The organism is Enterobacter sp. SECR19-1250, from assembly GCF_013391025.1.
Classification (GTDB): domain Bacteria; phylum Pseudomonadota; class Gammaproteobacteria; order Enterobacterales; family Enterobacteriaceae; genus Enterobacter; species Enterobacter cloacae.
In genome coordinates this window covers 1-3,586 of record NZ_JACASJ010000202.1, presented here as the reverse complement: position 1 = coordinate 3,586, position 3,586 = coordinate 1, and the positions used below count along the sequence as shown (strand labels likewise).

At 45.4% G+C, this 3,586-nt stretch carries 5 protein-coding genes and 1 pseudogene; 4 read left to right on the top strand and 2 right to left on the bottom strand.

Going from position 1 to position 3,586, the window contains the following annotated elements:
• Positions 1 to 178: 178 nt before the first annotated feature.
• The 3 genes from HX884_RS25665 (at position 179) to HX884_RS25655 (ending at position 1,498) form a co-directional block, all read left to right on the top strand.
• On the top strand, positions 179 to 511 hold the full coding sequence (locus HX884_RS25665) for a hypothetical protein (RefSeq protein ID WP_038981053.1): 333 nt from the start codon (positions 179 to 181) through the stop codon (positions 509 to 511).
• Positions 512 to 736: 225 nt separating this feature from the next.
• Complete coding sequence (locus HX884_RS25660) at positions 737 to 1,123, top strand: hypothetical protein (protein WP_038981052.1); 387 nt, start codon at positions 737 to 739, stop codon at positions 1,121 to 1,123.
• A gap of 90 nt (positions 1,124 to 1,213) precedes the next feature.
• Positions 1,214 to 1,498, top strand: coding sequence for a hypothetical protein (locus tag HX884_RS25655; RefSeq protein ID WP_129251545.1), 285 nt, complete (start codon positions 1,214 to 1,216; stop codon positions 1,496 to 1,498).
• Here HX884_RS25655 and HX884_RS25650 read toward each other — a convergent pair.
• Entirely contained in the window at positions 1,495 to 2,394 is a 900-nt protein-coding gene (locus HX884_RS25650; RefSeq protein WP_178328988.1) for a LysR family transcriptional regulator, read from the bottom strand. The two genes, HX884_RS25655 and HX884_RS25650, sit on opposite strands and share 4 nt — an antisense overlap.
• Before the next feature lie 98 nt (positions 2,395 to 2,492).
• On the opposite strand from HX884_RS25650, the gene HX884_RS25645 reads away from it, so the two are divergent.
• Complete coding sequence (locus HX884_RS25645; RefSeq protein ID WP_178328987.1) at positions 2,493 to 3,215, top strand: SDR family oxidoreductase; 723 nt, start codon at positions 2,493 to 2,495, stop codon at positions 3,213 to 3,215.
• Positions 3,216 to 3,307: 92 nt separating this feature from the next.
• Here HX884_RS25645 and HX884_RS25640 read toward each other — a convergent pair.
• Positions 3,308 to 3,532, bottom strand: a pseudogene (locus HX884_RS25640) (GNAT family N-acetyltransferase); the annotation flags it as partial.
• Positions 3,533 to 3,586 lie beyond the last annotated feature (54 nt).

Below are 3,586 nucleotides of genomic sequence, written 5' to 3'. Positions count from 1 at the left end.
GCGTGATCTGATCCTTCAACTCAGCAAAAGTTCGATTTATTCAACAAAGTCTCCGGCCGGTTGAAATTAGGTGAGGTACTACATGCAGGTAAAAATCCTTATGATATTGTATCCCATTTACCTTATGAGCAACGACTGAAGATGAATCAGGAGCAAATAAAGTCCAGAGGAGGTAGGTGTGGCTGATAACCAAGAAAAATCTTTGACTTTAAGTCAAAGTGAGGTAGTCGCCTTGAAAAAAGCGATAATGTATTTGAAATTTTCTTGTGAGGAAACCGAATCTGTAATGTATGCAGGTAGTCCTCTGATTAACTCTATTTTTTCTAAACTAATAAAAATTGATGATTTAGGGCAGCAATCTATTGATTTTTATAATAAAGGCCATGCTGAGAACGAAAGATTTGTTTTGGCTAAATTAGATAAATTAGAACTTGAAAATGGTCGAGAATTTCAAAGTGAAGTGAAGGAAAATTCTTTTAGAGAATGCCTTTTTCCCTTCTCAAGAAAGTAACTTCTGTATTGTAAATGGCCGGTTGGAAAATAATCCTACCGGCTCTTCTTTTAATTCGTAGATACTTAACGTTCCATTAGAGTGCAAAAATTGCTGCACTTCGTTGTGTCTTTCCCGTATTAAGGTTCTATAAGTCAATTCGAAAAATATCAGAGGGTTAAGTTCGAGTCTCTTGAAACAAAGAAAATATCCAACTCATTGAATACAAAATGAAATAGGGGGGTAATGTCACTTAAATTGGATTTTTATGAAGGCGATGAAGGTGTTTCAGTCGATTTAGTATTATCGGCATTTGGTCCTTCTCTCATCCAGTGCATAAACCGTGAATTTGATTCGGTCGATGAAAAAATGAAAAAAGACATCGATTTTATTATTAAGAATCAGAAATATTTTTTCGAGAAAGTCGCAACTGAAACCCAGATATATAGCAAGCGTATATATGGTGCGGAGGCAAACGACTTGATTTTGCTGAAAGTTTATCTTTCTCCAGATGAGGACAATGAATTTGGGTTCATGTTCTCGACCGATTTAGATCAGGAACATGGCGTTGGCATCAAATTTAAAGGGCTTGAAGTGAAGAAAATTATTAGTAGCGAAACAGCATTTTTATAAAATTTAATTATGTCTATCCAATCGGATAGACCACATTACTGTGGCAGTGCTACTGCCTGCTACAGGAGTAGCAGGAACGGGCTTTATATCATGAATATTTACGACCCAAATAAAGCCTTTAGCACATCGCATAATGATCCTCCTGATCAATCCCCCCCCAAATGCACTCACCGGCACGACAAAATGTTTTCAAGATTCTTAGCCAACGTCCTGATCGAACAGGATGCGGCTTTAAAAGCTGCATTGCCGGGTGGCGGCTACGCCTTACCTGCGAAAACCAATCATCAATTGCCATCATCAAACAAACCCGCCTCGACACTCACCGTAGGCCCGTGCAAGCGTAGCGCCGCCGGGCACAGCCACGCCTCCGATTAAGCAGATTGCTGCCGCCATTCCCTGACATGGTCAATCAGGGCGCGTAGCTTTGGCGCAATATTGCGACGCTGAGGGAAGTACAGATAAAAGCCAGGAAAATGGGGAAGAAAATCATCAAGCAATGATACAAGCTGACCTCCTTCAATATACGGCCTGAATGTTTCCTGAGTGGCAAGCGTTATGCCGCCACCGGCAAGTGCCAGCCTCAGCATCAGACGCAGATCGTTAGTTGTAATCTGCGGTTCAATCGACAGGTCGAACGCTTTTCCGTTCTCTTCAAATGGCCAGCGATAAGGCGCAACATCCGGGGCTGGTCGCCAGCCAATGCATCGATGATGCATCAGCTCACGCGGGTGAATGGGTATGCCGTTGGCTGAGAGATAGGAGGGAGAGGCAACCACCATTTCACGTTGCTTTCCGGTAAGCGGAATAGCAATCATATCTTTTTCAATGACTTCTCCGAGCCTCACGCCAGCATCGTAACCTGCTGCCACGATATCAAACTCCTCATCCGTGACAACAATATCAAGCGTCACCGCTGGGTTCGCAGCCGCAAACGAGGCGATTAGCGGACCCGAAAGAAATTCTTCCGCAATCGAGGTCACTGCGATCCTGAGAAGGCCACGTGGCATATCGTCAGAAGCCATATCATCGAATGCGGCTTCAATACCGGCTACCGGTAATGACAGAGATTTATGCAGCCGTTCTCCCGCTTCCGTTAAATTCACTGAGCGTGTCGTGCGCATGACCAGCATTGTCCCAAAGGCATCCTCAAGCCGTCGTATTCCCTGACTGACCGCCGAACGGGTAACGCCCAGCCGTGCCGCGGCCTTACTGAAACTATGCTCTTCTGCCACCGCGATGAAAACGGGTAAAAGGTTAAGATCTATCTTCATTGTTTAACGCTGCTAACCAGTGAGTCCAGTAAAAGCAGGATACTGGAACTAATCATCAAGTTCTATTATCTCTTCGAACCCAACTGAAGGAGAGCATCATGGATAAAGTGATAGTAATCACCGGCGCATCAAGTGGTATTGGAGAAGGCATTGCCAGAGAGCTGGGAACGGCAGGCGCGAAGGTTTTACTGGGAGCACGCAGAGTGGAGCGTACCGAGGCGATTGCCGCAGAAATTTGCAGTGCGGGTGGTATCGCGAAAGCCCAGCAGCTAGATGTCACAAACCGACAGTCTATGGCTGGCTTCTTACAGGCCGCGCTGGATAACTGGGGCCGTGTTGATGTTCTTATCAACAATGCCGGCGTTATGCCGCTTTCACCGCTTTCGGCTGGCAAACAGGATGAATGGGAACGCATCATTGACGTTAATATCAAGGGTGTGCTGTGGGGTATTGGCGCTGTGCTTCCGCTGATGGAAGCGCAGGAATCTGGTCAGATAATAAACATTGGCTCTATTGGTGCACTTTCCGTTGTACCAACGGCGGCAGTGTACTGTGCCTCTAAATTTGCGGTACGGGCTATTTCAGATGGTTTACGACAGGAAAGCTCTAAAATTCGCGTAACGTGCGTTAATCCTGGCGTAGTGGAAAGTGAACTGGCCTCAACCATTACCCATGCAGAAACCATGGCGGCGATGGATGTTTACCGCGCTGTTGCACTTCAACCTGCTGACATTGCCCGTGCCGTAAGGCATATCATTGAGGCACCGGAAAGCGTTGATACAACAGAAATCACCATCAGACCGACAGCATCCGCAAACTGAAGCACAACGCGGATCATTACATTCATTTTTATCTAAAAATATATTGCCCGGTAATGCATGCCTGGCTGATAGCGTTTGCAATTGTTTTAGGTCTATTTATCAGTCAGGCTTTTTCCACCGGTGTAAATATCAGGACGCGTAATAGTCCATGCATAGTTTTCTCTTTTTACCGGCTCGTAGCCAAACTTTTCATAAAGCCAGGGCGCTGTGGTTGTAAATAACATCACCCTGCGGAGCCGATCAAAAATGGGGTGACTATGTATGCATTCCATAACCCATCTTCCGAGCCCTTCACCCTGGTATTCTTCAAGCACATAGGTGATGCTGCCAACTTACTGATTTAGTGTATGATGGTGTTTTTGAGGTGCTCC